The sequence below is a fragment of the Streptomyces sp. NPDC059455 genome (genome assembly GCF_042750115.1).
Taxonomy (GTDB): Bacteria; Actinomycetota; Actinomycetes; order Streptomycetales; family Streptomycetaceae; genus Streptomyces; species Streptomyces endocoffeicus.
In genome coordinates this window covers 26,925-52,762 of sequence record NZ_JBHYVB010000022.1, presented here as the reverse complement: position 1 = coordinate 52,762, position 25,838 = coordinate 26,925, and the positions used below count along the sequence as shown (strand labels likewise).

The 25,838-nt window shown below is 66.8% G+C and carries 27 protein-coding genes; 15 read left to right on the top strand and 12 right to left on the bottom strand.

All coding sequences use genetic code 11. The features are described 5' to 3' along the window. Positions 1–81 precede the first annotated feature (81 nt). The 10 genes from ACFXB5_RS10755 to ACFXB5_RS10710 all read right to left on the bottom strand — a co-directional run bounded on the left by ACFXB5_RS10755 (position 82) and on the right by ACFXB5_RS10710 (position 9,397). Positions 82–2,985, bottom strand: a complete 2,904-nt coding sequence (locus ACFXB5_RS10755; RefSeq protein WP_385205172.1) for a hypothetical protein — start codon at positions 2,983–2,985, stop codon at positions 82–84. Between the two features lie 89 nt (positions 2,986–3,074). Further along, the gene (locus ACFXB5_RS10750; RefSeq protein WP_385205169.1) at positions 3,075–3,521 is read right to left on the bottom strand and encodes a TadE/TadG family type IV pilus assembly protein; all 447 of its coding nucleotides are present in this window, start codon (positions 3,519–3,521) and stop codon (positions 3,075–3,077) included. After that, on the bottom strand, positions 3,518–4,030 hold the full coding sequence (locus tag ACFXB5_RS10745) for a TadE/TadG family type IV pilus assembly protein (RefSeq protein WP_385205167.1): 513 nt from the start codon (positions 4,028–4,030) through the stop codon (positions 3,518–3,520). Before ACFXB5_RS10745 ends, ACFXB5_RS10750 begins: the two co-directional genes overlap by 4 nt. Beyond that, complete coding sequence (locus ACFXB5_RS10740; RefSeq protein ID WP_385205164.1) at positions 4,027–4,392, bottom strand: TadE/TadG family type IV pilus assembly protein; 366 nt, start codon at positions 4,390–4,392, stop codon at positions 4,027–4,029. The genes ACFXB5_RS10745 and ACFXB5_RS10740 overlap by 4 nt, the downstream gene beginning before the upstream one ends. 120 nt (positions 4,393–4,512) lie before the next feature. Next, complete coding sequence (locus tag ACFXB5_RS10735) at positions 4,513–4,701, bottom strand: hypothetical protein (protein WP_385205161.1); 189 nt, start codon at positions 4,699–4,701, stop codon at positions 4,513–4,515. A gap of 30 nt (positions 4,702–4,731) precedes the next feature. Next, on the bottom strand, positions 4,732–5,628 hold the full coding sequence (locus ACFXB5_RS10730) for a type II secretion system F family protein (protein WP_385205159.1): 897 nt from the start codon (positions 5,626–5,628) through the stop codon (positions 4,732–4,734). Next, positions 5,625–6,524, bottom strand: coding sequence for a type II secretion system F family protein (locus tag ACFXB5_RS10725; protein WP_385205156.1), 900 nt, complete (start codon positions 6,522–6,524; stop codon positions 5,625–5,627). The genes ACFXB5_RS10730 and ACFXB5_RS10725 overlap by 4 nt, the downstream gene beginning before the upstream one ends. Beyond that, positions 6,521–7,825 carry a CpaF family protein gene (locus ACFXB5_RS10720; RefSeq protein WP_385205154.1) on the bottom strand — a complete coding sequence of 435 codons (1,305 nt, stop codon included), beginning with the start codon at positions 7,823–7,825 and terminating at the stop codon, positions 6,521–6,523. The genes ACFXB5_RS10725 and ACFXB5_RS10720 overlap by 4 nt, the downstream gene beginning before the upstream one ends. Positions 7,826–7,955: 130 nt before the next feature. Further along, positions 7,956–8,768: a hypothetical protein gene (locus tag ACFXB5_RS10715; RefSeq protein ID WP_385205151.1), complete on the bottom strand. Its 813-nt coding sequence runs from the start codon at positions 8,766–8,768 to the stop codon at positions 7,956–7,958. A gap of 38 nt (positions 8,769–8,806) precedes the next feature. After that, entirely contained in the window at positions 8,807–9,397 is a 591-nt protein-coding gene (locus tag ACFXB5_RS10710) for a hypothetical protein (RefSeq protein ID WP_385205148.1), read from the bottom strand. A gap of 454 nt (positions 9,398–9,851) precedes the next feature. On the opposite strand from ACFXB5_RS10710, the gene ACFXB5_RS10705 reads away from it, so the two are divergent. Further along, positions 9,852–10,094 (top strand): hypothetical protein, encoded by a 243-nt coding sequence (locus tag ACFXB5_RS10705; RefSeq protein ID WP_385205146.1) that lies wholly within the window; start codon positions 9,852–9,854, stop codon positions 10,092–10,094. A 574-nt stretch (positions 10,095–10,668) separates the two neighbouring features. Here the strand turns inward: ACFXB5_RS10705 and ACFXB5_RS10700 are convergent. Beyond that, positions 10,669–11,043, bottom strand: a complete 375-nt coding sequence (locus ACFXB5_RS10700) for a hypothetical protein (protein WP_385205143.1) — start codon at positions 11,041–11,043, stop codon at positions 10,669–10,671. 582 nt (positions 11,044–11,625) lie between these two features. On the opposite strand from ACFXB5_RS10700, the gene ACFXB5_RS10695 reads away from it, so the two are divergent. From ACFXB5_RS10695 to ACFXB5_RS10665, 7 genes are all read left to right on the top strand, one after another. Continuing rightward, entirely contained in the window at positions 11,626–12,741 is a 1,116-nt protein-coding gene (locus ACFXB5_RS10695; protein WP_385205140.1) for a PrsW family glutamic-type intramembrane protease, read from the top strand. Then, positions 12,710–13,696: a hypothetical protein gene (locus tag ACFXB5_RS10690; protein WP_385205138.1), complete on the top strand. Its 987-nt coding sequence runs from the start codon at positions 12,710–12,712 to the stop codon at positions 13,694–13,696. Before ACFXB5_RS10695 ends, ACFXB5_RS10690 begins: the two co-directional genes overlap by 32 nt. Further along, complete coding sequence (locus ACFXB5_RS10685) at positions 13,697–14,134, top strand: hypothetical protein (protein ID WP_385205135.1); 438 nt, start codon at positions 13,697–13,699, stop codon at positions 14,132–14,134. 193 nt (positions 14,135–14,327) lie between these two features. Next, on the top strand, positions 14,328–15,134 hold the full coding sequence (locus ACFXB5_RS10680) for a BtpA/SgcQ family protein (RefSeq protein WP_385205133.1): 807 nt from the start codon (positions 14,328–14,330) through the stop codon (positions 15,132–15,134). A 47-nt stretch (positions 15,135–15,181) separates the two neighbouring features. Further along, the gene (locus ACFXB5_RS10675) at positions 15,182–15,409 is read left to right on the top strand and encodes a hypothetical protein (protein WP_385205130.1); all 228 of its coding nucleotides are present in this window, start codon (positions 15,182–15,184) and stop codon (positions 15,407–15,409) included. Next, a complete protein-coding gene (locus tag ACFXB5_RS10670; protein ID WP_385205127.1) occupies positions 15,367–16,269 on the top strand; it encodes an SIS domain-containing protein in 903 nt (300 codons plus the stop codon). The genes ACFXB5_RS10675 and ACFXB5_RS10670 overlap by 43 nt, the downstream gene beginning before the upstream one ends. 166 nt (positions 16,270–16,435) lie before the next feature. Next, a complete protein-coding gene (locus ACFXB5_RS10665; RefSeq protein WP_385205124.1) occupies positions 16,436–17,185 on the top strand; it encodes an HAD family hydrolase in 750 nt (249 codons plus the stop codon). Here ACFXB5_RS10665 and ACFXB5_RS10660 read toward each other — a convergent pair. Continuing rightward, the gene (locus ACFXB5_RS10660) at positions 17,175–18,374 is read right to left on the bottom strand and encodes a helix-turn-helix domain-containing protein (protein WP_385205122.1); all 1,200 of its coding nucleotides are present in this window, start codon (positions 18,372–18,374) and stop codon (positions 17,175–17,177) included. The two genes, ACFXB5_RS10665 and ACFXB5_RS10660, sit on opposite strands and share 11 nt — an antisense overlap. A gap of 416 nt (positions 18,375–18,790) precedes the next feature. Between ACFXB5_RS10660 and ACFXB5_RS10655 the strand changes: the two genes are divergently transcribed. From ACFXB5_RS10655 to ACFXB5_RS10625, 7 genes are all read left to right on the top strand, one after another. Then, entirely contained in the window at positions 18,791–19,753 is a 963-nt protein-coding gene (locus ACFXB5_RS10655; protein WP_385205120.1) for an SAM-dependent methyltransferase, read from the top strand. A 323-nt stretch (positions 19,754–20,076) separates the two neighbouring features. Beyond that, the gene (locus ACFXB5_RS10650; RefSeq protein WP_385205117.1) at positions 20,077–20,229 is read left to right on the top strand and encodes a hypothetical protein; all 153 of its coding nucleotides are present in this window, start codon (positions 20,077–20,079) and stop codon (positions 20,227–20,229) included. Further along, on the top strand, positions 20,229–21,173 hold the full coding sequence (locus ACFXB5_RS10645) for a hypothetical protein (RefSeq protein WP_385205114.1): 945 nt from the start codon (positions 20,229–20,231) through the stop codon (positions 21,171–21,173). The genes ACFXB5_RS10650 and ACFXB5_RS10645 overlap by 1 nt, the downstream gene beginning before the upstream one ends. A 43-nt stretch (positions 21,174–21,216) precedes the next feature. Further along, positions 21,217–22,746, top strand: coding sequence for an amino acid permease (locus ACFXB5_RS10640; RefSeq protein WP_385205111.1), 1,530 nt, complete (start codon positions 21,217–21,219; stop codon positions 22,744–22,746). A 251-nt stretch (positions 22,747–22,997) separates the two neighbouring features. Next, the gene (locus ACFXB5_RS10635; protein WP_385205108.1) at positions 22,998–24,125 is read left to right on the top strand and encodes a glycosyltransferase; all 1,128 of its coding nucleotides are present in this window, start codon (positions 22,998–23,000) and stop codon (positions 24,123–24,125) included. A 55-nt stretch (positions 24,126–24,180) separates the two neighbouring features. Beyond that, positions 24,181–24,792 (top strand): LuxR C-terminal-related transcriptional regulator, encoded by a 612-nt coding sequence (locus ACFXB5_RS10630; protein ID WP_385205105.1) that lies wholly within the window; start codon positions 24,181–24,183, stop codon positions 24,790–24,792. Between the two features lie 37 nt (positions 24,793–24,829). Further along, positions 24,830–25,795: an endonuclease/exonuclease/phosphatase family protein gene (locus tag ACFXB5_RS10625; protein ID WP_385205103.1), complete on the top strand. Its 966-nt coding sequence runs from the start codon at positions 24,830–24,832 to the stop codon at positions 25,793–25,795. Positions 25,796–25,838: the final 43 nt, after the last annotated feature.

The window sequence follows — 25,838 nt, the reverse complement described above, 5'->3', positions numbered from 1 at the left end:
TGCTCGTCGACAGACTCATCCCGTACCAGCATGACGATCTCCGGTGCTCCCATGGTCAGGACGCCACGCACAAGCCGCCAGTCACCGGCGTGTACTCGGTGGACCCCAGTTGGTCCTACCACGGGGATAGTCGGCAGAAGGAACGCGTCGGCGAAGTAACTCGCACAGTGACACTGTTTCTTGGCTGGGTCTTTCTCCCAGCTCAGCCAGTGTGCTGGTGAGTAGAGCAAGGGTGCGTGCGACAGCATCACGCTGGCCGAGGTGTGCCTGAAGACGGGCGATGTCCTGGTACAGGGTCTCGTTGTAGCGGTCGAGTGTGCGGGCATGTTCCAGGAGGATGAGGGCCTGCTCCGGGTCGGTGTCGTCGATGGTGTGGGCCAGGGCGCCGAAGGCGTCGAGTACGTCGCGGCGCAGGGCTTCGCGAGGGGCCTCGATCCATTCAGCGGTCAGGTCTTCGGCGAGGTCGCCTCGGTAGAGATCGCCGAGGCGCTCCACCGAGGCCAGGCGGTGCTGGTTGGTGTGGCCAGGGCCGGTGGCGTCGAGAACGTCGTGCAGCTCCCACAGGTCGACGCTGACCCGGTCACGATCAAGGGTGTAGGGGCCGTCCGTGCGGACGATCACCTCGGCCAGTGCCTCTTGGGTCGCGGTGCGCAGTGCGCGGCGTAGTTGGCTCAGTGTGGCGTGGAGAGCGTTGTACGGGCGGTCGGCGGGGGCGTCCGGCCACAGCGACGCGGTGAGTGTCTCGCGACGTGCTCCGTTGCGCTGGAGGGCGAGGAAGGCCAGGACTTCGCGCTGGCGGGGTGCGAGAGCGCTGGTGATGTCTTGGTGGTGGTCACCGTGGTGATGGATCACTTGGAGATTGCCGAGGAGGTTGATCGTCAGTGCGCTGTCGGCCGGTGTGATGTCACGAGCAGGCCGGGGGTGGCGTGGTTTCCCCTCGACAAGGTCTCGCGGGTTCTCCCGTGGCGGCCCTCCGCCTGGAGGATCGCTCGTCTCGGTGGCGTTCTGTGGTGCTGCGGGTGTGGCGGCCGGTGGTTGTCGAGCATGTGTGTCGGGTGTCGAGGACGCGTCGCTGCTGGGTGCGGGCAATGACGTTGGTGGTGGCGGGGTATCGAGGAGTTCGGCGCTGTCGATGCTCGGTGGGTTGGGGTTGCTTTCCGACGATGAGGTGCCGCGGTCGGGTGGCTTCGGACTCGACGGTCTGTTGCCCTCTGGCGAGGCGGTGGTTGTCTCGTCGTGGGGTGAGTCGCGGTTGTGCGGTGGGGTTATGGCAGGGGTTTCGCGGGGCGAAGGGTCTGCTTCGGCTTCGCTGAGCAAGTTCATAAGGGCTTGGCTGTCGGGAGGTGGGAGGGTGAACAGCCTTGCGTTTGTGAGGGTGTTGGCCCATCGTGTGCTGGTGGCGGCGACAGTGCCGTCTGTACGGACGTGAGCGGTTGCTCCGGGGCGCCACTGTCCGATGAGTACACCTGACAGGCCGAGGCTTGATCCGTTGTCGAGGATGGCTTGCATCCGTCTCTGGGCATGCGGGACGGGTGTGGCGACCAGTATGAGTTCGTTGGCGTTCGAAGTGTTCGTCGTCGTGTCGGCGTCTCCTCGAGCCCGGGTGAGGAGTTCGGATTCGAGTGTGTCCAGGGCGGTGTCCAGGTCGTCGACGATGTGCAGTCGGCTGAGTCGCGGCTGGCGGTTGTCGTTCTCGCCGACCAGGAGGTGGACGTCGTGGGAGGGGATGAGGATGTCCGGGGGCGGCTGAGGTCCATGTCGTTCGGCGAGCAGGGTGATGATCAGAGCGCGGAGAGCGTCGAGTGCGCCGGGGCCGACCAGGCCGAGGCCTTGAGCGCGGGCCAGGTCCAGGACGAGCGCTCGGCCGTCTTTCACCGCGATAGGCCGTTCTGGCCTTGGCAGCGCCGCCAGGGCAGGGCGTCCGATCGGAGCCGTTCGATGAGTTGGGTCCGCGGACGCCTCGGACGTGACGTCGGCGGTGTCTGCGTCGGAGACGGAGGAGAGGTGGTCCTGGTCGTTGGCGAGGCGGAGTGCGCGGACGACAGGCGTGACGGTGAGGTCCTCGCGCTCGCCGCTGCCGGCACGGTAATGCATACGACGGCGCCACCGAACCGACAACCAGGCGGCGGAGATCAAGGCGGCCAGGCCCAGGCTCACGAACGCCCCCGTGGGCAAGGAGATGCCCGTACCGGGGCCGCTGTGGTGCGCTCGGTCGTCGGGGGCGTGGGAGGAACCTTGCTGTGTGGAAGGAGCGGGCTGGGTGCTCGGTGACTCCGGCGCGGTGGGGTGAGGGGCCGGAGGGAGTTTCGGGCTGCCGGGGATGGGTTGACCGTCGTGCCCGGGGCGAGGGTGCCGGGGTGTGTCGGGAAGATGGAGGATCCAGCCGGGCCGGATGAGACCTGGCGTGGTCAGGGCTCGGCCGTCTGGCTGCGTACGGCCCTCGTTGAGGGCATAGATCTTCGGCCAGAGGCGCCCATCGCCCAGTTCCCGCTCCGCGATGCGCCACAAGCTGTCATAGACGCCATCGTGTGGCGGGCGTACCACGGCCCTGCCCGGCGCTGCTCGCTGGTTCTCTGCTGCCTCGCTCGATACCGGTTGTGTGGGGACTGTCGGGCTGGTGGCGGTCGCGGTGTGGTCAACCACGGTAGTGGCGTGGGTGGGAATGCTCTGAGGGGTGGCTCTGCTGGTCGCCAGGGCCAGGAGAATCGTTCCTACGAGCGCGGTGGCCAGAGTGTGCACGAGGCCCGCCGGGCGTATCTCGGGCCACGCGGCGGTGCGCACGCTGTCGACAGTGGTGCGGGCGACGTCGAGGACGAAGACGGCCCATGTGGGCCAGAGCAGGCACGCCAGGATGTTGAGCAGCAGCGAGTCGCTCAACGGTGTGAGCAGGAGGTCTTGGATCTCGGTCCAGGTAGGCAGGTGGTCCGGCAGTGGCCAGCCGGCGAAGCACACCAGGCCCCAGGGGATGCCGACTGCAAGGACCATGAGAAGGAGTGCGGCCAACAGGGCACGGGCCACGGGACCGAACCGGCGCAGCCGCTGGTGGTGAGCATCATGGACCATATGGGGGTCTCTTAGGGTTCGGGGGTGCTGAGGCCGTGGCGGGGTCGGGCGGTGCCGGAGCTGGTGACGGTCAGTTCTTCGATGCCGGCCGCTTGGAGCAGTTGTGTGGGTTGTCGCACGGTGACGGCGACGGTCACCATCTGCTCAGTGGCCGTCACGGTGCCCGTGTCGTTAGTGGCGGCGAGGTAGCGGCGGGCCAACGCGCGGGCCTGATCGGGTTCGAGTCGTACTGTGCCGTTGGCCCGGTAGGCGCTCAGGTCGATTGCCTGAGCTCCCGCGCGGGCGGCTTCCTGCGCTTCGCCCAGAGCGCGGATCTTCGCAGCGAGCGCCAAGCCGCCGTCGACGGCCAGACCGGCGAACAGCACGACGAGTGCCGTGATGACGACGACGAACACCGTGATCTGTCCCCGGTCATCGGCCAGGTCACGTAGCCGGGAGACGGGGCCATCGGGGTTCACGGGCTCTCCTGTACGGAGTGGGGAGATGTTTCCGATGTGCCGCGAGCCGTTCTGCCGCGGTAGACGTCGACCGGGGCGGTGAAGCGGGCCTGGAGCACCGTCGTTCCGGGAAGTTGGAGGAGCGCGAGATCGTGCAGGTCTACCGTGCAGGCGACGGTGACGGTCACCGTCGAGCCGGGTAGCAGATTGCCGCGGGTGTTCACAGCGAGGGGCTGACAGGTGATCCCGGCCTGGTCCAGTGCCGCAGCGGCTGTGGAGCGGGCCTGGCGGGTGGCGGTGGCCGGACTGCGCGCCTGGCTTGCGGCGCGGGTGGCTTGGTGGGCCACGTCCTCAAGGCGCAGGCGTGCGTCGGGTAGCCGCGAGCAGTAGACGAGGAACCACACTGCCAGGAGCAGGACCGGGATGAGCAGGACGAGCTCGGCTGTGGCTGATCCCCGGTCTCCATGGTGGGCGGCAATCAGTCCACGCCGGTGCTGTGACGAAGGGCAACGTACGAAGGGGTGGTTCATGGCGCGGCCTGGTCGCCGGGCTGGAACCTCTCCAACGGCCCGGCCGATTCCGCGTGAACCGGCAGATGCAGGAAGGGCACGACACTTGTTCCGGTTCCCTCCACGCGCACCGAGGCACTGTCGGCGTCCCGGGTCACGCTGACCTTGACGCTGCGCAGCGGACCGCGGCCGAGCTGGTCCAGGACGTGTTGGGCGTCGGTTCTGCCGGACTGGGCGGTGCCGTCTTCCATGCGGGTGGCGGACAGGGCGTGCGAGGCGGTGGCCTGCGCCGTGTGGGTGGCGTGCGCCCACACGGTGACCTGCCCGATCACCAAGACAAGGGTGAATAACAGCGGGAGGACGAGCACGATCTCGGTAGTCACCGCCCCGCGGTCATCTCGGGTCCGCTCCAGCAGTCGGCGCCGTTCCGGGAAGCGGCGGCTTGGTAGGAGGTCAACCGGATCGGGCAAGCGGAGGGCCGCGATTACTGTCATGTTCGTGACCTACTTGAAGCGTATGTTGCGGGCGGCGTCCACGATCTCCGGACCGATCAGCGCGCCGACGGACAGGGCGAGTGCGGAGAGGAGCGCGATCCAGATCACGGTCTCCGAGGTGTACCCGCGGTCGTCGCGGGCCAGAGTGCGCAGCCGGGCTGCGAGGCGCGTCGTGATCGAGGTTGGCGGCGTAGGCACGGCAGGCTCCTTCTCGGCGTCGGGCTGGGTTCACAGCGAGCTGGTGACATTGGTCAAGGCGGGGTAGAAAACGAAGACGATGAAGCCGACCGCCATGAGCGCCGCCGGCAGCGTCATCCGTTCGGTGGCCGCGTTCGCCGCGGCCTCGGCATCACTGCCTCCTTGGTGGCGTAGCGCGGCGGCTTTGGCGGCGAGTGAGGCCCGGACCTTGGCTCCTTCGGTGCCGGCCAGGGAGAGTGCGGCGGCGAGTTCGGACAGCTCGTTGATCTCCAGTTCGTCGCCGAGTTGTCCCAGGGTCTGCCATGGGGAGGTGCGGGTGAGTCGGGCGAGGTCCAGTGCGCGGCTCAGCTGTTGGAAGGCCCAGCCGTGTCCTGCCCCGGCTGCGTCGGTGAGCGCTCCGTCGACGCCGGAGCCGCCGGCGAGCAGGAGGTGGACGAGGTTCAGGAAGGCTCCGAGCGCGTGGCGGAAGGCAGTCCTGCGTTTGGCGGCTTCGGAGCGCACCATGGCGTCCGGCAGGAGGAAGCCCCCCACCGCCAATGCCAGCGCCCCGGCCAGAGGCATCGTCCACGGCAGTGGACGGTCGCCGAGGGCCAGCAGCAGCTCGATCAGCGTGGGCAGCAGCAGGCCGGTCAGCGCCAGGGCCGCCTTTTCGGCGAGGTGGACCTCGGCCGAGCGCTCGGTGATCGCGAGATCCCTGCTGAGTGCGCTCTGGGGCAGTCCCAGAATTCGCATGACCTCGACGAAGGGGCGCCCCAAGCGCTGTGCCCACCCGCCGTCACCGGTACGGACGACGATCGGGGGCGGGTCGGGTTCGGTACGCAGGCGGGTGACGAGTGCGTCCAGGGGCGGGCGGGGCGGGATGAGCCACACCCACAGTGCCCACAACCCCGCACCCACACCGGCGGAGAGCAAGATCAGCACAGTCACCGGCTGGCCCCCTGGTGCTCGCCGACGATGTCGCCCCATGGTCCTGGTCCCGTGAGGAATCGTTCAGGCTCCTCGATCCGGGCCATCCGGCGCAGCCAGGCGAATCCGACGGTGAAGATCGCCCCGATCAGCAGCAGCATCAGCTGCCCGGTGGCGGAGTCGTACGGGCTGAGGAATTCCGAGTTGAGTAGAACCATGCCCCCGGCGAAGACCAGGGTGGTGGCCACCACCACGCGGACGGTGGTGCGCATCCGGGCGCGGCTGGCGTCTACCCGCTGGCGCATCCGGACCTGCGCGCGGGCAGTCGAGGCCAACTCGCCCAGCAAAGACGTGAGTTGCCGCGCCTGGTGCTGTGAGGCCAGCATGAGGGCGGCGATCACCAGATCGGCGGTCGGATCGTCCAGGTCCGCCTGCAACCGTCGCAGCGCGACGGTCAGGCGTTCTCCGCCGGCAAGCCGGGCGGACAGACTCAGCACGTGGGGGCGGATGGCCTTCGGCGCGGTGTGAGCGGTGGCCATGATGGTCTGCTCCAGGCCAGCCGCGGCGGCGAGGGTGTCGCGGAGCATCTCGGTCCACCCGGCGATGCCCTCGATCCGGGTGGTCTGCTGCTGATCGGCCCTGGTCGCCTCCAGGATGCGCGGCACGCTCCAGGTGGCCATCACCGCCAGCAACGCCCCGACCACCCAGCCGGTGACGCTCCCCGCCAGTACGCCGACCGCGACGGCCGCGGCCATCCACCACCGCGTCCGCGCTGGCTGCCGCGCCGAGCGACGTGAGCGTCGGCGCTCCGTTCGGGCACCGGTCGGGAGACTGCCGCGCCAGACACCAACCAGCACGATCAGGCCGGTGGCCACTCCGAGTCCGCACAGGCCCAGCAGGGCGACGTAGCCGTTCATGACCGCCACACCCCCTCCGGGCGCTTGAACAGCCCTGCCTCGAACCCGGCGGCGGCAAGGTCTTCCTCCGTCTCGGCGCGCAGCGGTGCCCCGGGCACCGCTCGACCATCCGGACCAGGTCGGAAGACTTCGTTGGACACGACCTGCTTGTCATCGGCGTCGACCACTTCCCTCACCGACGCGACGACCCGGCCTCCGCCACGCCCGGTATCCAGGTGGACCACGAAGTGAAGGGCGGAGGCGAGGAGGAGGTTCGTGGCCTCCAGTGGGAGCTTCTCTGGGCCCTGGACGGCGTAGGCAGCCAGTTTGGTGAAGGCCCCGCGGCTGGTGGATGCGTGGAGGGTGGCCATGGAGCCGTCATTGCCCTGGCTCATCGCGTTGCACATCGGGATCACCTCAGGTCCGCGGACCTCGCCGACGATGACGCGGTCCGGAGACATCCGCAGCGCCCATCGCACCAGTTCCGCTTGGGTGATGGCTCCTTGGCCCTCGACGTTGGCCTCGCGTGCCTGCATCGCCACCACGTCCGGATGCTTCTGGCTGTCGGCGTCCAGTCCGAGCTCGAAAGTGTCCTCGATCGTGATCAGCCGCTCCCACCAAGGGATTTCGCCGGCCAGAGCCCGCAGCATGGTGGTCTTCCCCATCACCGTCCCGCCAGTGATCAACACGTTCTTCCGCGCGCGGACCACGGCGCGGAGGAACGATGCCAATGTCTGGTCGACCGTCCCCAGGTCGCACAGCTCGGCGAGCGTGGCCTTCTCCAAGCGGTGTCGTCGGATCGACAGGGACGGGCGAGGGGTGACCGCCATCACGGCGAAGGCCCGCTCCCCGCCGGGCAAATGGAAACTGACCCCCGGCGTCCCCCGGTCGAAACGCCGTTCCTCCGCTCCGGAGCGTGCGGCCAGATCGCGGATGAACTCGATGAGCTCCGTGTCCGACCCGGTAACAGCGGGCAGCTGCTCGCGGCGGCCGTCGGCGTAGCGGACGAAGACCCGGTCGCCGGTGACGTTGATGTTCTCGATCTCCGGGTTGCGCAGCAGCGGCTCCAGCCCGGCCAGACCGAAGACCTCGTCCATTACCTGGGCCATGATCTGCTGTTCGGTCTCCGGCGGTACCACGGTGCCACCGCGGCTCAACTGGATGCGGGTGTGTTCCTCGGCTGCCTCGGCCAGGATCATCTCCGCCTGCCTGCGACGCTCGCTCGACGGGACCTCCCGACGACCCGCTTCCTCATCAGCCCGGATGCGCTCGGACAGTCGTGCAGCCAGCTCCCGGCGCAATGTGCGTCGCAGATTTTCCACAGGAGAATCCACAGGCACTCCGGCGCCGACCAGATCGGCCGGCCCAGGAAGTCTCACCCCCGGTTCCCGGTGCCGTTCCCTCCCCTGGTCCTGCTGCCCTTGCCCTCCTCGGGGAGGCCAGGCAGCCTGCTCACCGCCCGGTTGCGTCATCGGAGCGCACCTCCTTGGGCGAAGACACCGGAGCTCTCACCCGCCGCGTGGACGGGCTGAACCGCGCTATCGCGGCGAACCGGGGCAGACGACGTCCGCCCCAGGCGGTGGGCTCGGAACGGGCGTGGGAGGACACCAGCGCGGCAATGTCGACGATGGCCTGCCCCAGAGCGGAACGCGTCGGCGTCGCACGCCGGCCAGGCAGCCCGCCGCACGCCGCGGCGCCCTTCGCGTCCTCCGGGATACGCGCCAGAACCTCGATCCCCAGCGCCCCGGAGACCTCCGCCGTCGAGCAGCCATCGCCGACGAGCACCAAACAGGGGCGCCGCGACCAACAAGCCGCCTCCTCAAGCCTCACCGCGACATGAGCCAGAGCGTCGTCATGCGCCCGAGCCAGGAGCAGCATCACGTCGGCCGCCTGTACGACGGCCATGGCCGGGGAATCGGGGTCAAGACGCCCGCAGTCGGCGATCACCGCGGTGTCGGGCCTGTCGGCCGACCGGCGCAGTACCGACGCTTGGGCATCGCTGATCTCCCCCAGCGCCGCTCGCGCCTGTGCGGCGCCCGCGGGTCCGGCCACCACCGAGAGCCCGCCGGGGAGCCATTGGGTGTGCTGCCACACCAGGCCCGGCTGCGAAGAGCGGCGGGCCGCGACGGCCAGACTCACCAGCCCCGGTGACAGCTCCAGGCGGAATCGGGCCAGCAGATCGCCTCCGGCAGGATCGCACTCCACCACCACCGGCCGCTCCCCGGTCGGCCATCGGGCCCCCAGCGCCACGCACGTGGTCGTCACCCCAGGCGAACCCTTCAGACTGCACAGGGCCACCAGGGTCACAGCGTTTCCCCGCGCACCAGCAGCACACTGATGCTGTCCGGCGGCGAAGCCGCCACCTCGCGCGCCTCGTCCTCGCCCAGTTGCAAGGACACCACGGCCGTCTCCCCACGCTCCCTGCCCCACGCCGCGACCACCGTCGCGTACCACACGGGGGACGACGGCTTCGGTAATGGAGCCTCCGTGGAATCCCCCGCAGGCTCCGGCACCTGCACCACCGCAACCCGGCTCCCCCGCTCCAGCCCCGCAGGAAACCGCCCCTCCTTCACCCCCACGGCAACCACGGCCTTCCCCCGCGGTGGGACCTGCGGCTCGCCCAGCACCGACTCCGTCAGCAACGTCCCCTTGGGCATCGTGTAAGCCGCCGGACGCCCGACGATCCGGTCGGTCAACCCGGCGGAGATCGCTGCCAGCCCACTGCCACGGGCCAGGCTCACTTCCCGTAGGTCCCGCTCCATCAGCGTCTGCCCCACCGTGACCGGGTGCGCCAACGCCAGCACCGTCTGCCGGTGCCCAAGGTTCAAGGCCACCACTACGCCGCCCGCCGAACAGCCCAGTACCAAAAGCACTCCCAGCGGCAGATACGACACCCGGCGTCGCCACCGACCACCGACCAGCCGAGACGGTTCCTCGCTCGCCCCAGGGCGCCGCCGTCCAGAGTCGTTGCCCTCTGGGAACGGGGCTTGAGGAGGAAGATACGTTCGCGTACTCATCACAACCGCCTCCTGGCATGGGATATTCGGCACCGAGCCGCACAGCCCGGTGATCACAAACAGATGTGGGTGTTATCGCCCTCCTCCATCGGCAGGAGGAGAGCAGGCTCATTCGTCGTCGGTGTTGACTGCCTGGCTTTCCGCAACGCGGAAAGCAGCAGCCGAAGTCGTTGTCAGGCCCGGGAAGACGCCCGATTGGCCGGCTCCGGACCAGGTCACCAACCAGTGCACCGTCGCCGACACCCGATACGCGTCATCCGGCTGCCCAGCTGAAGACGAACGGTAGGTATAACCGCAATCCGGCGACGGCCTCTTCGGGTTCGGCCGCGCCTTGGACGCCTCGCTCGGACGGTACGACGTACCAGGGCCATGGCAGACTTTCGAACCGCCATCGCCCATCGACCAGACCACCGATGTCGGCCGCGCCACCGCGGTCACCGACACCCCCGGCACCGACGCCGTCGCCGACGCCTTCCGCCACGCGCCGCGCTCCAACCACAGCCACGTCGGCAAGGTCACCAGTTGCTGCTCCGCCGGGCTCGCCTTGATCTCCGGCGAGGGCAGCCGGAGCTGACCGCGGGCCTGCTCCGCCAACGCGGCCGGAGATACCCGAGGGCCGCCATCGTCCTGTGGTCCCTCGGGAATCCACACCGGAGGCCGGTAGAGCGCGTCACGTGTACCGCCCGCATCGCACTTGTAGACGTACCAGGCCCCGTCTTCACCGGGCTTCGGTCCGGCCACCGGCCCAACCACCGGGAGCTGGGCCTGGGCGTGGAACACCGCTGACTGAGCCGTAGGGACACCGCCAATGAGGGACCCCTGGTAGGAGACCGATTGAGCGTCCGCGAGCGGCTTGTAGTCACTGCGCCGGTAGGAGCAATCAGCCCGATTGAAGTCAGGATTGGAGCTCTCCTGATCCTCCCTGCGACGGCTGCCGCCGCTATCGCCTCCGCCTCCCCGTTCAGGCGATTCGCCACCCCCTCTACGATCCGGGCTCTCCTTCTGCGGGCCCTTCCCCGCGCCCAAGTCGCATCCGGGGTGCGGGTTCTGTGTGCAGTCCACAGAACCCCACGAATCATCCGACCAAGCGGGGACCGCGCCCGCCATCACTGCCACCAGCGACAGCCCCGCCACGACCGCTCCTCGCTTTAACACGAGCCGATCCCCTCGACGGCAAAGCGCGTCACCTTCCACTTACCATCCGACTGCTGCTTGACCTCGGCCGTAATCGACCGGTGTCCGCCAGGCTCATTGTCGGCGAGCTTGCCGTTATCGACCCGATACTTCAACCAGTGCGTAGAGTCCCCGCAGTCGGAGATCAGCACCGTATTCGGATCCTTCGACGGATCCACCGACGTCACCTTCGGGTGGTTTTTCGGCCTTCCCTTGTAAACGAATCCGTTGAGGTGGTCGGCATACATACCTCGCGAGATCGTCGACAGCGCATCTCCGGTGGCATACCTCGACAGCGTCGGGGACCGCCAGTCCGACGTCTCTCCCGCCTCCGCCATGTCCCGCCACATGCCTACGTATGCTGCTACTGCTTGCTGACGCGCCGCCCCCACCGCAGACAGGGAAGACGGCGAGACTGGCGCCCTTGAACTCGATGCATCACCCGCACCCGCGCCGGAGGCGCCTCCACGGCCAGTTGGCCCATCTGAATTGCACGCCGCTACGACAAACATTACGGAAGCGCCAAGGACCGCCCAAATGATCCGATGCCCGCACGACCTCCGTGATCCTTCTCTCCGCATAGCCATACCGCCTCAAGTACGGTTCTCGCCACGACCGAACAGATCCACGTCTATCGCGCCTCCTCGTTCCAACTGCAAGGTGCAGCCGAGCCTCCTCCGGGCCTAACTTCAAAGTCCGGATGACGATTCAGGCGTTTTAGCTGAATTAGTGAGCGCGTCGACCAAAAGGGAGATCGTCGCCAGCTCGTGCTGGTGTAGTCGGTCAACGCGGCACGGCGCGACTGTGGGAAGGAGCTGGCGGACGGCTCAAAGTTGACCGGGCTCGCGCGGCCACCGGGCTATTTGGTTGCTCGGCTGCCCATTACCCCTTAGCGTCGCGGCTTTGGTCCTACGGCCGTTGGGGGGCTGAGCGTGGCGTTGGTCATGGTGGCCGCGACGGTGTACGGCGTGGTGCAGTTGCTGGTTCTGGCCTCGCCTACGAGGTCGGTACGGGTGTCGACGGTGCTGCTGGCGATCGCGGTCGGTGTCTACGGCTGTGGTGTCGTGACAGCGTTGCTGGAGCTGGCGTACACGCGGAGCGTTGCGGATCTGACGGGTGAGCCGCTGGCGAAGGTCGTGGAGGTGGCCGGCTATACCGTCGATCCGGTCATCGAGGAGCTCATCAAGCTCGCACCGCTGTTGCTGGTCGCCTGGAACGTCCGGATCCGGCGCCAGTGGGGCATGACGGACTACGTGGTGCTCGGCGCGGCGCTGGGGGCGGGGTTCGGGCTGCTGGAGGCGGTGGCCCGGTTCGGGCTGGACGCGGACCGGGCGATCGCGCATCCCGCCGGCGGCTGGGCCATCCCCGACAGCCTTAGGGCGCCCTATATTCCGGGGCCCGAGCAGATCCTCTCCGCCTGGTTCCCCGCTCCCTCGGGCACGTTGGAGCTGGGGGATCTCAGCCCGGCCGCGGAGACCAGTCCCCATCTGGTGTATACGGCTCTGACCGCGCTGGGTGTGGGTGTGCTGCTGCGGGGTCGCGGATGGGTCCGTGCGCTGAGCTCGCTGCCGGTCGCGGCCGCCGTTTCGCATCACATGCTGACCAACTATGCCGCCGCGCGCCCCGCCGACCGGGATGCGCGGGCCTGGGCGGATGTCTTCGACGGAGTCCTGTGGACGGTTCCGCTGCTGTGCCTGGCCATCGCCGTGGCCGTCGACCTACGGCATATCCGGTGCGGCAAGCGGCTCGTGCCGGGCATCCTCCTCCGGGGCGAGCGGACCGGCCGGTCCGGTTTGGCGGCGCTGGCGGCGTACGGGGGATGGCGGGTGCCGTGGACGATGCTGATCGCGCTGCGCTTTGCCCGGATGCGGCGGTCGCTGGCTCTACGCCGCGGCTCGTCCTGCGTACCCCGGTGCCGAGGCCCTGCATCACAGCGTCGTCTGGGCTGCGGGGCAGATCGACGCCTCCGACAACGAACACGCCTGGCGGCACCTGGACTTCCGCGCCGTACGCGGAATGGCGGGCGCCGTGCGGGACCGGCGCCGTAAGTGGTTCGTCCTCATCTCCATCGGGCTCGCGGCCCCGGCGATTGTCTTCCTTTGTGCCGGCTCCTTCCCCGCCGCTGCCGCCCTCCAGGAGCGTTTCGGTTCGGGAAACGGCCCGTACGTCCTGATGGCTTTCGGTGTCGCCGGACTGCTGTGGATGGGCTGGCAGCTCATCGCGCTGCTGCGCACATGGCAGGCGACCCGCGCCGTGCCCCACGGGGAGCTGCTCGCGGTCGCCCGGCTCCGGGTCTGGACGGCGCTGGGCGGACTGACCACCGGAGCGGTGCTCTTATTGCGCCTCCGGGACGGTCTGGAGCCGGATGAACCGCTGATCCGGAACCTCCACCTGCTGGAGGCGCTCGACAATTTCCTCGCCTATCTCGGCTTCGCTCTCCTCCTGATGGCGCTGCTCGCCCTCTTGCCATCCGGCGGCGGGCTCGCTCTGGCGACCGCCGGAGCCGAAGCGGGCCTCGTCACCGTCCCGTCGGTCATTCACGCCGCGGCCTTCGGCACCTTGGGCATCGTCCTGATGTCGGCGAGCGCAGCCGGGCACGGGGGCGGGGGTTCTCCGGAGTCCGAGGGGTCCGGAAGCCCGGTTGAAACGTCAGGACAGGGCAGGGTGCGGCGCGGTAAGGAGTACGAGGACCACGTGCAGGAGAAGCTGGGCGGTCGCGGATCCTTCAGGGAAGGGGGACGCGAGTTCGACGGAGCTTACCCGGGAGACGACGGAGTCGAAGTATGGTACGAGGCCAAGTCCGGCAGATACTGGGACCTCGCGAACGAGAATCCGAAGGTGATGGAGAAGTTCAAGTCAAACCTCGGTGACGCGCGCCGCATCGCCGAAGAGGGCGGCAGGAGGTTCTCGCTCATCTCCGAGAAGCCGATCCCGGAAAACATCGTCAAGTGGCTCAACAAGAAAAACTATGTGTGGCGCGTGATCTCGAAGGAGGCGGGATAGATGTCCCGAACGGCAGACATCGACTTCACATTCCAGGCGCCGGTCACGGCTTCCCTCATTTTGCGCGCCTTGTCGGAGTCCGGATGGTCACCGGCCGAGCCTCGCGGGATCTCGTACGCCATCCAGGATGAGGACGGCGACCTGGACTGGTCGAGCGCGCCGCCAGAAACGCTTGGACAGATCATCGGCACTCTTGACTCATCCGAACGTGAGCAGCAGAGTATCGGGTTTTCCGTGTACCACCCGGGAGCTGAGACCGGAGGGTTGCTTCTCCTCTTCCCTGGAAGAAGGGAGGCCTCTTTCACACCTTCAATCTACAGGAAGTCTCACACGGTGGCCGAGGAGATGACGGACCTGCCGTGGTATCTCGAACAGATACTGGCCCCATTGTTCAAGATTGGCCTCTTGGGATACACGGCCCAGGACATGGCCGACTGACTCGTCCCGCGACGTCGCCCGAGATTTCGGTCAGTAATGGCGGGCTTGCGGGTGATGAGGGTTCGCGGGGAAGATTCGCGGGGAGACCTCCCCAGTAGCCGCAGGGAACAGTTCGCGGCGCCGCCGCGACACCGGACCTGCCACGCAGGGCCGGACTTGCCGGTTGATCAAGCCAACTGTGCGGGAGGGACCTATGCCCGAGTTCACCGCGCTCGGCACGCGGAAGTCCGTACTGGGCATGGTCCATCTGCGGCCATTGCCCGGCACACCGTTTTACGAAGAGGGCAGCCTGGAGAAGATCCTGGAGACCGCGGTGAGTTCGGCCAGGGCTCTCCACGAAGGTGGCGCCGACGGATGTCTGATACAGACCGTCGACCGCGTCTACAGCGTCGAAGACGAGTCGGATCCCGCCCGGACAGCCGCCATGAGCTTGATCGTCCGTGCCGTGGTGCAGGCCACCGGACCGGAGTTCCAGGTCGGTGTGCAGTTGATGCGCAACGCGCTGAAGGCATCACTGGCGGTGGCGAAGGTAGCCGGTGGCACCTATATCCGGGCCGGGGCGGTCGTCGGGGCCACGCTCACCACCCATGGCATGGTGCAGGCCGATCCCCTCGGGGTGATGGAGTACCGCGGCAAGATCAACTCCATGGGGATCAAGATCATCGCCGAAGTGGACTCCATGCACTTCCGATGGTTCGGCGAGGAGAAGACCACCGCGGAGGTCGCGCGGGCAGCGCGCTACGTGGGCGCCGACGCCGTATCACTGTGCCATTCGGACGAGAACACCGCACTGGAGATGATCGCTTCGGTACGCCGAGCCGTTCCCGACGTTCCGGTCTTTCTGGCCGGACACACCAACCACGACAACGCCGCCCGACTGATGGCGGCGGCAGACGGCGCGTTCGTGGGCACATGCCTGGAGCGCGGAGGCTGGGGCGGACAGATCGATATCGACCGAGTGAAACGGTACGTCGACATCGTGCGAGCGCTGGAGCGGTGATGCGCCGTGCCGGCCACCACCCGCAGCTAGAGGAAGGACGCGGGGCCATGGAGCCCTTTCAGCCCGAGGTCATGGTCCGGCAGGTCGAAGCCCTGTCCACCGACCTGCGCACCCGCACGGACCTGTTCACCAACCGGGTCAGCAGGCTGCTCTCCCCTGCCGAGTGGGAATCGATCGACACGGTGATCCTCACCGGGAGCGGGGACTCCCACACGCCGCCTGCGCCGCGGAGATGGCCTTCGAGACCTTCGCCGAGGTCACCTGTGAGCCGCTGAGCGCATGGCGATTCCTCCGCTACAGTCCTCCCCTCGGCCGCCGCACCGGTGAAGGCCGCACCCTGGTCATCGCCACATCCGCCTCGGGCGGCACCAAGGGAGTCGTCCAGGCCATCGAGCGCGCCAAGGCCGACGGCGCGCTCACCGTGGCCCTGACCGGCACTCCCGGCAGCGCCGTCACCTGGGCGGCCGACCGCTTCCTCCTGGTCGACCTGGAGCACCCCGAGCGCTCGCCCGGGATCCGCACCTACCAGACCAGCGTCTTGGGCATGCTGCTCATCGCCCTCCAACTGGCCGAAGCCCGCCGAGCCGACTCCTCTGAAGCAGCGGCGGCCAGCCTGCGCCGGGAACTCTCCGGGCTCGCCGACACCATGGACGCGACCACCAAAGCCATCAAAGAACGGTGTGCGCGGCTTGCCGAGGTGATCGCCAAAGCGCCGGTGGTGACCATGGTGGGAAGCGGCCCGAATCATGGGACGGCACAGTACGGCGCGGCGAAACTGGTCGAAGCGGCGGGAGTGTTCGCGGCGGGCCAGGACCTGGAGGAGTGGAGCCATGTGGAGCGGTTCGCCTATCCGGTCGACATGCCCGTGTTCATCATCGCCCCACCAGGACGTTCCCAGCAGCGAGCCACGCGACTCGCGGAGCAGGCATCCCGGCTCGGACGGCATGTCATCGCCGTCGTCGACGGAAACGAAACGGACCTGATCGCGCACGCCGATGCGGTCCTGCCGGTGCACGGCACGGTGCGAGAAGAGTTCTCTCCCCTCCTGTATCACCTCTTCGCCGGCTATACGGCCTCCTACACGGCACAACGCCTCGAGCGCCTGCCCTTCCAAGCAGACCGCTCCAGCAGTTGACGCCACAGCCGTCGCAAGCGTCGGCGAGCGCGCTCCGCGAAGGGTCCCGAGCAAGGGCCGATTCGACAGCCCTGATGGCCACAGGGTCGGCGTCGCCTCCCATGCGTGCTGGACGGCGTGGGTAGCCTGCACTTGACCTGGTGGCCAACGACGCATGGGTGGCGGTATGCAGTTCGACGAGTGCGCACGCCTGATCCTCTGGGACATCGACCACACCTTGCTCGACGGCGGCGGAGTGAGCCGTGACGCCTACAGCAGCGCCTTCGCCCGAGTGACGGGGCGCCCCATGTCACGCATGGCCGACATGACAGGTAAAACGGATCTGCTCATCGCCTCGGAGACCCTCCGTCTGCACGACATCGATCCAGACCCGGGCACCCTCACCACCTTCATCACGGCTGTTGCTGAGGAGCTTGAGGCACGAGCAGACCTACTAGCTGTCCGCGGCCACGTTCTGCCAGGGGTTCCAGAAGCACTCGACACCTTGAGCCGAGTACCCGGTGTTCGGCAATCGGTCCTTACCGGGAACATGCGAATTCTCGCCGAGCTCAAGCTGAGCGTCTTCGGGCTGGGTGAGCATCTCGATCTAGACGCTGGGGCCTACGGGGATGACGCTGAGGAGCGGGTGGCACTGCTGCCGTGCGCCTGGAAACGCGCCCAACTGCACTACCGTCGGGACTTTTCCGCTACTGAGACCGTGATAGTGGGCGACACCTTGATGGACATCGCGACCGCTAAGGCAGGAGATGCGCGAGTTGTCGCCGTAGCGACCGGGTCGGTGTCAGCTGATGAACTTCACCGCGGAGGAGCGGACATAGTTCTTCCTGACCTTGCAGACACCCAAGCGGTGCTTGACGCAGTCCTGGGTACCAATGCCGGTGAAGCCAGCGGACCGCTGACGAAACTCAGCGAGTGATCCCTGACTCTGCGACCCTGCCAAGCAACTGCTGAACAGGCCGCGTGGATCCGTGCAGCCGCAGCTTGGCCATGAAGTCGGTGATGTTCTTCGTCATCCGCGTCGAGGAAATCTGCTCATTGAGAGTGAGTGCTCTTCCGGCCTGAGCACAGGATTCGTCGAGGTCACCGGCCATTAACCCGATATCTGCCAGTCGGATCAGGTAGTGAACTTGGTCGCGAAGATTCTGTGTCCCGCTCGCGCGTAGATACTCAAGGGCACCGCCCAAACAGGCACGCGCTTCTTCGAGAGCGCCACTCTTCATCAAACAGGTTCCTTGCTGCGCCAATAGTTCCCCTTCATTGAAATAGGCCAGCCACACAGGTGAATCGGACTGTGCCCCTGTACGACCGAAAGCACCTTCCGCAACACGGAGCATTGCCCGCGTCTCGACCTTTTGACCATTCTCAGCGAGAGCGCGAGCCATACGAGTGGCGAGCATCGCGCCCGTTCGCCCCGTAGCAGAACTGGAATCATAGGCAGTTCGAGCCAGGGCGAGCGCCTCGACAGGACTCCCATGGTAGAGAGCTGTCAGACTCATATACCCAAGAACGCTGCTGGCGAGACCAGGGTCCTCGCTTATGTGGGCAGCGTACAGAGCCGTGGTGAGATTCCTACGGGATTCTGCCGGCCGACCGGCATCCAGCGATAACCATCCCACCATCTGCGCCAGTTGGGCTACGGCATTTTGGAGAGGCTTCTCATGCGCTGTACCGCCGGCTGACAGCACTGCCACAATTTCATGTAGCCGACGCTCAGCCGCGGCGATGAGCGCATCTCCTCCAAATTGGTTGTCCTGCTGCTGCAATTCTATGACAAGGAGGTCTAGATCCTCTAGATTGGCTGAGGGGACCGGCGCGTTAATCGCATATGCATGTGGCCCTGTCAGGGAAGCGATTACCGATTCCGGGCCCTTGATTGCGTCGCCAATCGGGAGATCCGGAACCATGGCGTCAGGCACGCCCAGAGCCCGTGTCCAGGTCATCACCTGCCGCCGGTCACGGACTGTCTTACGGCCCCGCTCCAGACGGCTTACCTCTGCCTGGTCGATGCTGACAAGGGCAGCGACAGCAGATTGTGAAACGCCCGTATGTCTCCGATAGGCGAGGACCAGAGCACCAACGTCCCACCGGCCCAGGGCTTCGCGCATGGCATCACTGGCCCAGAAGTTCGCAGACAGCTTGGGCGAAGACCGCCTACAACTGGCGCACAGCCCAGATGGGTTGTAGCGGCTGAGGTCTGTGCCGCACCCCGAGCAGCTCCGGGAGCTGGCCCCGCGCATGTCCATCCCTGCCTCGTCCTTGCGTGGCTGCTACTGACCTTAACCGACTCTGTCATAAACGCTCATACGCAATGGGCGACTTGAGCCTCATCGTTGAGTTGGGCCTCGTGACCGGCGACCGGTTGCTCCTCCTTACGGCTGAGCACTGCGCCGGTTACAGCCGGGTACCTCGGCTGGGCCGGCCCGCCGACTTCACAGTGCATCCCATGCCGCTGAACAACATGGAGCCACTTCTCATGACTAGCTGTCCTGACGAACCCCGAACCAGGAGAGTACCGTCCGTTGTGGGTTCGAACGCGCAGGAGCCTGACCGGCCGCCGTCCGCAGTGGCAGGCCATTTGGGGAGCCGGGTTTGGGGCGAGGTCGGCTGGGCCGGTACGGAGGTGCGCACCGATAGGCCGCACCCGGCACGGATGTACGACTACTTTCTCGGCGGGAAGAACCATTACCACGTCGACCGAATTGCAGCGGAGGAAGTAGTCCGGCGAGTACCGGAGGCCATCGATAGCGCGCGAGCCAACCGCGCGTGGATGAGACGGGCGGTGTGCCATCTGGCAGAGATGGGGGTCCGCCAGTTTCTCGATCTGGGAACCGGTCTCCCCACCGAACCCAATCTCCACCAGGTAGCACAATCAGTAGCCAGTGATGCTCGGGTCCTCTACATCGACAACGATCCGATCGTGCTCACCTACGCGCAAGCGCTACTTGTGGGCAACAACCCTAATCAGGTCGACTATGCTCTGGGTGATCTGCGGGACCCGCAAGGAATCATCCGCATGGCGCGGTCACAGGACATCTTTGACTGGGGGCAACCCATCGCGCTCGTGCTGTCTGCGATCGTGCATTTCATCGCGGACGAGGAGGACGTCGCCAACATTATCGCCACCCTCAGAAATGGATTGCCCCTCAGAAGTTTCCTGGCCCTGTCGCATGCCACGGATGACCTTCAGGGTGACAAGGCTGCTCGCGGTGCAGCCGTGTATGACGAGTACCAGGCTACCGCTGGCGTCACGATGCGTTCGCATCAAGAAATCGAGGCCCTGTTCTCGGGGTTCACTCTGATCGAGCCTGGGCTAGTGCAGGTTCCACTTTGGAATCCCGACGACGCGATCGGCGACGAGGAACTCAAGCGCGTATGGCTGTACGGCGGAATCGGTCAAAAGGTCACCACGAACGGGTCACGGGACCTACCTCAAATGAGCAACCCTAGGCGGGAACAACTTCCAGACCGGCGGAATCATCTGTGAAACCTTCCTTCTGGCCCTCTGAGCACTCACTTAACACCTGACATCCACCGCACCTCGCTTGCTCAGCATGACGCCACTGCACAAGTATCTGGACCGGCCGTCGGGGCGATCTGCGAATTAGGGGTCTTCGGCTCCCCCGTCCCGAAGCCCCGCAGCGTCCCGACGGCCTTCTCAACCCTCTCCCTATCCGTTGCGTTCGAGGTTCTGATGGCCTTCCTCTCCCTCTTCTGGTACTCGGCCTTCATTGTGGCCGCCGCGTCTGTGGCTTTTTTACGCTATCGCCTATCGACCATAACTCACGCTCATAAGGGGGAGGATTCGCTGTGAAGGTGCCCACGCGAGGGGCGATGGTTGCCGAGGCCAGGAAGCTGGTACGGATACGTCAGCTCTCGCTGACCTGCCCCGAGGGCGAGGTCCTGTACGTGTCCTTTGGCTTCTGGCACGGCGAACCGCGGATGGTCTGGCGGGCCGAGTGATGGCGCGGCGTGGACAGGCACAGAGCGCGGCCCTCAACCAGCATCCGGCTCGTGACGACGCAGCGTTGCGGTCCGTGGTGGACGACGCGGCGATGGGGCGTTGGGAAGGCGCCCGGGATCTGCTGGCCGCGACGGGCGCGGACTGGGACCGCCGGATCTTCCGTCTCCAGGTCCTCGCCGAGGTGGGGGTGCGGCTCAGGTTCGCCGACACCTGGGCGAAGGCCGAGCCGCGCTCCCATCACGCCCTCGCTCTCCTCGCGAACGTGCAGGCCCTGCGCGCGATGATCGCCGGACGCAGTGCCGGCCGGGCACTGATGGAGGATGCCTGGTCCACCTGCCGCGCCGCTCTCAAGGTGTGGCCGCAGGATGTGGCACCGCTGGTGGTCATGCTCGCGCTGCTGCGCACCCACGCTCCCGACCGGAAGGCACTCAGCCACGTGTGGGAGGAGATCAAGCAGCGTGACCCCTGGAACCGCGAAGCCCATCATGAGGTGGTCACCTACCTGTTCCCTCGCTATCACGGCGGGCCGGGAGAGGCGGCCTGGTGGGCCGAGGAGCAGGCATCCGCTGCCCCCAATGGGTTGCCCCTGGCGGTCTTGCCACTCGTCGTCCTGGCGGAAACACACCGGGCCCGCCAGGAGCAGGACCAGAAGTCCTACGGCCTGACGATCCATCCCTGGATCGACTGTCCGCATATCAACCGCGTGCTGGAGCGCTGGTGGCGCTATCGCGCGCCGAGCCCCCATGCGTGTTTCGCCGATGACGCCAACTACCTCGCCCACGCCCTGTCGTTCGCGAACCGCCACATCGAGGCCCTGGAGGTGTTCGACGCCATCGGCCCGTACGCCACGGACGTTCCCTGGTCCTACTGCGGTCAGGCCCGCGAACTGTTCCTGCGGCACCGTGCCTGGGCCTACAGCCCACCGCGGCGCCGACACCGCTGAGCACCCACAACCACCCGACCGACGTAAGAAGGGCGGAATACCTGTGCCTCTTGATGTCTCCCGTGTCTCCGACGAGGAACGCCTCAAGCAGCTCGGCTACCAGCAGACGCTGTCCCGCTCGATGTCCGGCCGCGCCAACTTCGGCGTCAGCTTCACGATCATCTCCATCCTGTCCGGCTGCATGACGCTCTACGGCTACGGCATGAACACCGGTGGACCCGCAGTGATCATGTGGGGCTGGCTGTTCGTCGGCCTGATGACGCTCTTCGTCGGCCTGTCGATGGCCGAGGTCTGCTCCTCCTACCCCACCAGCGCAGGCCTGTACTTCTGGGCGCACCGCATGGCCCCCAAGCGCTCCGCAGCAGCGTGGGCGTGGTTCACCGGCTGGTTCAACACCCTCGGCCAGATCGCGGTCACTGCCGGCATCGACTTCGGTGCCGCCAACTTCCTCAATGCCTTACTCGATCTCGAATTCGGATACGACGCCACGCCGGGTCACACCATCACGCTGTTCGGCGCCATCCTGACCCTCCACGGCGTCCTGAACACCTTCGGTGTGCGCATTGTCGCCCTCCTCAACGAAGCCTCCATCTGGTGGCACATCCTCGGCGTCGCTGTTATCTGCGGTGCCCTGGTGCTCATCCCTGACCACCACCAGTCGACCCGATTCGTCTTCGGCGAGTTCGTCAACAACACCGGCTTCAGCTCCAGCGGCTACGTGGTGCTCATCGGGCTGCTGATGGCGCAGTACACCTTCACCGGCTACGACGCCTCTGCCCACATGACCGAGGAGACCATCGACGCCTCCATCGCCGGGCCCAAGGGCATCGTCCGCTCGATCCTCGTCTCCCTCGCGGCCGGATTGGTCCTCCTCTTCGGCTTCACCTACGCCATCCAGTCCTACACCGGTGCCCTCGAATCGGACACGGGAGTGCCACCGGCGCAGATCCTCATGGACGCCCTCGGCTCGGCGGCCGGCAAGTGGATGCTGCTCATCGTCATCGTCGCCCAGCTCTTCTGCGGCATGGCATCCGTCACCGCGAACTCCCGGATGATCTACGCCTTCTCCCGCGACGGAGCCCTGCCCTTCTCCACGACGTGGCACAGACTCAACCCGGCCAGCCGGACTCCCACCAATGCCGTCTGGCTCGCCACCGGCGGCGCCTTCGTCCTCGGCCTGCCCTACCTGTGGAACAGCACCGCCTACGCCGCGGTCACCTCCATCGCCACCATCGGCCTCTACCTCGCCTACGTCATCCCCACCTTCCTCCGGCTGCGGCAGGGGAGCCGGTTCGAGCGGGGGCCCTGGCACCTTGGCTCCTGGTCAACCATCGTCGGCACGATCGCCGTCGCCTGGGTCCTGGTGATCACGGTGCTGTTCATGCTGCCGCAGAGCTCACCGGTCACCGCGGACACCTTCAACTACGCGCCGATCGCAGTCGGCATCGTCATGGCCTTCTGCGGCACCTGGTGGCTCGTCTCGGCCCGCACGTGGTTCCTCAACCCTGCCCACCCACGCAACTTCAGCCCGCATCGCGAACGTACCCGCGGAGAGGAAGTCCCTCGCCCATAGACCAGAGGCAGAAAGTGGCGGCCCGCTGCTGCTCGCGGGCATCCGGTATACGGAGACGGGGCGAGAGCCTCCACCGTAAGAGATGTCGGTGAGGAAGACCCAGTGACGCTGACACTGCCGAGGCACTGACGCCCGGCGGCACTGCCCACTGTGGCTGCATCGGCCCTTCACCCATGATCTGGCGCACTCGGTATCCGCCGCCTTACCAACTCGCCTCTCACTCAGTCCTGGACTCCCCAAAGGGCCCTGCCATGACCACACAGCACCACACGCAGCGATGCTCCATCCTCCTCGTCCGTGCATCCTGGCGCATAGACGCAGTAACTGGAACAGATCGATCCATCTCTTCACTCGCCACCGCACTGGCGGCGGCCGGGCACCAGGTGGCCATCGCCACGGCCACCGAACAGCATGACGGCACCGGACTGCCCGGCGTCCCCGTCGAGCAGTTCGACCTGCCCCTCGCCCTGCCCTGCACTTCACAGGCGCTGCGTGAGGCCCTCATCACCACTGAGGCAAAAGTCCAGCGGTCCCTGAGCGACCTGATCGTCCGACGTCGGGTCGAGACCGTCGTGTCCGTAGGTGCTTTGTGGGGTCTGGGTCGCCTGCCAATTGATCTTCCCTACGGCGTCCAGCGTGTGCTTGTGGTGCCCGCGCTCCCGCACGAGCAGGACATGCCACCGGCTCTGGCGTATACGGACACCGTCATCACCTCCTGCGACGCCGTCCTGCGACAGGCCACCACCGCGGCCTGGCCCACCCATAGATGGCGCGTCGTCCCCAACGCCCCACTCCACAATCCCGGCGTCCCAGCCCCGGTTGCACGGAAGGCTGAAGCCCCGGTGCGGGTGCTGGCCCGGGTCGGCCAGGACGTGGGTGTCCTCGAGCTGATCGCAGCCGCCCGAGCATGGCATCGCCATGTGGAGGTCGCCCTCGCTCCTCCCGGGCCCGACGACCTACGCGGTGGGCGGACCTTGCGGCAGCAGTGCCAGATACTCGCCGACCGGGCACCGAATATCACACTCGCGCCGGTGCCCGGCTGGGCAGAAGTAGCCGGCTGGCTGGCCGACGCTGCCGCAGTGATCATCCCGTGCCGTCGCCCCACCAGTAGCATGACCGCTCTGGAAGCCCTCAGCCAGGGCACACCGGTCATCGCCTACAACACCGGCATCCTGTCCGACCTGCTCCTGCCTCTCCAGCACGGTCCCCGCCGGCTGCTCGCCGACGTCATGCACGGGCCGAACTCGTTGCTGTTCCTCACCGACGGACTGCTCGCCGACCCTGCTGCCTACCACGCGGCCTGCCAGGCCGCCTACTGGCGTGTCCAGGACCTCAGGCCTGCCCGCGTCGCACAGCTCTTCTGCTCCGCCCTGCCCTGAGCGACACCGAACCGCCCCAATCCACCCGTCCGGCTACGTCGATGGATCCCCAAGGATGACCGACCGCATCACTGTCCAGGTGTGCGCCGATGACCCCCTCTCCGAAGCCGGGGTGATCAGTCTGCTGCGCCCGCGGCCGGAGATACTCCTGTACGACGGTGCCGACGATCCAGCCGTGACCGTGGTGACAGCGGACGTCTCCGATCCGGCCGGGTACCAGCTGCTACGCACCGCGCAGCACAGCGGCTCATCGCGGCTCGTCCTGCTGGTCTCCCGTCTGCTGGACCATCAACTGTCGCTGGCCGCCGAATGCGGTGCCGCCGGGATCATGTGGCGCGCGAGCGTCGACAGCGATCGGCTCGTCCGCCTGATCCAGACCGTGGCTACAGGAGACGGCCACCTCCCGCCGGACCTCCAGACACGCCTGCTCCACTTGCTCGGCCAACTCCACGAAAGGGAACAGAGTCTGGGGATCGGGCGAGTGGCTGAGAGAGAAATCGACGTCCTGCGGCTGGGCGCCGAGGGCTACGACACCCCGGAGATCGCCCTCAAGCTGAGCTTTTCACAACGCACGATCAAGAACGTGCTGCATGCCTTCATCACCCGGCACCACCTGCGCAGCCGATCCCACGCCGTGGCCTTCGCGCTACGCAAGGGACTCATCTGACCCGCCCCCGTCATCCTCTTCAGGAGAACCACTGGTCATGCCCGTAACGAAATCCGCCGATGATAGTGGCAACGACACCTTCCTCATCGCCAGCTGCAACTTCGAGGGCAACGGCGTGGGAGACCCCGGTCGCCGCCGGGCCATGCACGCCACCATCACGGACATCGGCCCCGGCATCCTGCTGCGGCAGGAATGCGACAAAGCCCTCGCCAACAACCGCAAGCTCCTCTACGAGGACGAAGACGCCCTCGGCCTGCGCGGCTGGATCGGCCCCAAGAAGAGGAAAATCAAGCAGCTCACCGGCATATTCGTTGACCAGTCGCGGTTCCGCTGCGTCGGCGAATGGCGCGACAAAGCGGTATGGAACCAACCGCCCACCACTCTCTCGCTGAAAATCGACGACTGCGCGGTGCCGTTCATCGCCTCCTCCGTGCACGCCAGCTACAGCTCCCCGGCCAGGCGTCGGCTGGAAGCGGAGCGGTGGACCATGCTCAACGACAAAGCGGCCACAGTCCCGGGCGCCTCACGCGCCTACGATCGCGACCGGCGGAAGACGCCGGTGTACATGATCGGCGGCGGAGACTGGAACTCCTATCCCGAACCGGGTCTGGATCACGTCCAGCTGCCGGACTGGAGCGAGATCGATGACGAGCCGCACATAGCCCACCGCAGCGTGCTCGACGCCCACGGACGCCGTATCGCGGACAGTTATCCCGATCGGATCCTGCGGACCGCGGGCCTGGAAGACATCGCCCGGCATGCCGTTCACACCAACGGCGCCGCCCGGCGCCAGGCCCTGGCCCCCACCTGCGGCGTGGACTGGCAGGGAGGCCGACAGCGCGTCGACCGCATCTACGCCAGCAAGCCCCTCCTCCCAGCGATCACAGACGTCAAGGTCATCGACGTGGACTGGTCCGACCACGACGTCCTGGTGGCCACGGTGAACACCCAGGAGTTCATCCAGATCCTCAATCACACCTGGCAGCTGGCACTCGCGGCCTGACCGGCCCTCTCAAGCACCCACACCGTCCGGGGGGTTGCCACGC

What these genes read in the sequence shown, in the direction of transcription:
- ACFXB5_RS10645 (WP_385205114.1), top strand. Translation starts at nt 20,229, where the DNA reads ATGGCGCGGCGTGGACAGGCACAGAGCGCGGCCCTCAACCAGCATCCG.
- ACFXB5_RS10670 (WP_385205127.1), top strand. Translation starts at nt 15,367, where the DNA reads ATGGCCTTCGAGACCTTCGCCGAGGTCACCTGTGAGCCGCTGAGCGCA.
- ACFXB5_RS10625 (WP_385205103.1), top strand. Translation starts at nt 24,830, where the DNA reads ATGCCCGTAACGAAATCCGCCGATGATAGTGGCAACGACACCTTCCTC.
- ACFXB5_RS10725 (WP_385205156.1), bottom strand. Translation starts at nt 6,524, where the DNA reads ATGAACGGCTACGTCGCCCTGCTGGGCCTGTGCGGACTCGGAGTGGCC.
- ACFXB5_RS10685 (WP_385205135.1), top strand. Translation starts at nt 13,697, where the DNA reads ATGTCCCGAACGGCAGACATCGACTTCACATTCCAGGCGCCGGTCACG.
- ACFXB5_RS10755 (WP_385205172.1), bottom strand. Translation starts at nt 2,985, where the DNA reads ATGGTCCTTGCAGTCGGCATCCCCTGGGGCCTGGTGTGCTTCGCCGGC.
- ACFXB5_RS10635 (WP_385205108.1), top strand. Translation starts at nt 22,998, where the DNA reads ATGACCACACAGCACCACACGCAGCGATGCTCCATCCTCCTCGTCCGT.
- ACFXB5_RS10690 (WP_385205138.1), top strand. Translation starts at nt 12,710, where the DNA reads ATGGCGGGCGCCGTGCGGGACCGGCGCCGTAAGTGGTTCGTCCTCATC.
- ACFXB5_RS10660 (WP_385205122.1), bottom strand. Translation starts at nt 18,374, where the DNA reads ATGCGCGAAGCCCTGGGCCGGTGGGACGTTGGTGCTCTGGTCCTCGCC.
- ACFXB5_RS10675 (WP_385205130.1), top strand. Translation starts at nt 15,182, where the DNA reads ATGGAGCCCTTTCAGCCCGAGGTCATGGTCCGGCAGGTCGAAGCCCTG.
- ACFXB5_RS10700 (WP_385205143.1), bottom strand. Translation starts at nt 11,043, where the DNA reads ATGTGGCGGGACATGGCGGAGGCGGGAGAGACGTCGGACTGGCGGTCC.
- ACFXB5_RS10665 (WP_385205124.1), top strand. Translation starts at nt 16,436, where the DNA reads ATGCAGTTCGACGAGTGCGCACGCCTGATCCTCTGGGACATCGACCAC.
- ACFXB5_RS10680 (WP_385205133.1), top strand. Translation starts at nt 14,328, where the DNA reads ATGCCCGAGTTCACCGCGCTCGGCACGCGGAAGTCCGTACTGGGCATG.
- ACFXB5_RS10745 (WP_385205167.1), bottom strand. Translation starts at nt 4,030, where the DNA reads ATGAACCACCCCTTCGTACGTTGCCCTTCGTCACAGCACCGGCGTGGA.
- ACFXB5_RS10630 (WP_385205105.1), top strand. Translation starts at nt 24,181, where the DNA reads ATGACCGACCGCATCACTGTCCAGGTGTGCGCCGATGACCCCCTCTCC.